A 1,065-nucleotide genomic window follows, 5' to 3' on the forward strand; every position below is an offset into this window, starting at 1 on the left:
AGGCTTGCTGCATGGTTCTTCGCAAGGGAGCTGAACTCACTGAGATGTGGATTCTTAAAGATATAGAAACACTGTCCGATGGCGATGCGTGGGAGCTTAGTCGGCTTTGGAAGGAAACAAGAGAAAGGTCGGTTGAAATTAGCACGAAGGATTTATGCGAGGCGCTAAAAGGAGCGTCGCAAGTTATTCACCTAGATATGGCGTCGATTAAAACTCCCGCAAAAGAATTGTTTATTGAGGATGGAGAGTTAATAGCGCGTCATCTAATTTAAAGACGTGATGCTATGCACCTTCGCCCGGGCCGACACCGCATAGCCTGGGCCGYCCCATCCAGACCCAGCARCCCGCCAACACCGGAAGTGCSACGCCSACCACCACCGGCTTYGCCTACAACGCCAATGACAACCTGACCCAGGTCACCGAYCCCCGCAACCTCGCCACCACTTACAGCCCCAACGGCCTGGGYGATGTCACAGCGCARACCAGCCCKGATACCGGMRCRAGCCAGTACACCTAYGACCTCAACGGCAACGTCCTGACCAAGACCGACGCCMGAGGCAAGCTCACCCAGTACACCTATGACAACTTGGACCGCCTCAAAACCATCAGCTATGCCACCGGCACGGCCAGCGTGCTCGAGTACGACGGCGGATCCACTCCCACCCCGGCAGCCGTAGGCGAACTCACCAAAATCACCGACGCCTCCGGCCAGACCGTCTACAGCTACGACAGCCTGGGCCGCAAGACAGGCAAGACCCAGACCATAGGCGGCAAGACCTTCACCGTCGGCTACAGCTGGGGCGATAGCGGAAGTGCGTTGGACAAACTCACGGCAATCACCTACCCCAGCGGAACAAAGGTCAACWACAGCTACGATGCCCAGGGCGTGGTCAATGCCGTCACGGTCAATCCGCCGAACGCCAACGGCGTGGGCACCAATACCGGCACCACCCTGCCGCTGATAGCAGGCATCACTACCAATGCTGAAAGCAAACTGACTGGCTGGAGCTGGGCCAGCAGCAAGACTCAGGCGATTGCCTATGATGCCAACGGCCAGATCAGCGC

At 57.7% G+C, this 1,065-nt stretch carries 1 protein-coding gene and 1 pseudogene; both read left to right on the forward strand.

Translation table 11 applies throughout. The features are described from left to right. A partial coding sequence (locus AC1DWI_RS24180; protein WP_477726044.1) for a hypothetical protein occupies window positions 1-272 on the forward strand: 272 nt, incomplete at its 5' end. Window positions 273-586: 314 nt separating this feature from the next. Next, window positions 587-1,065: pseudogene (locus AC1DWI_RS24185) on the forward strand (hypothetical protein); the annotation flags it as partial.

The organism is Polaromonas sp. P3_C2 (assembly GCF_056402675.1).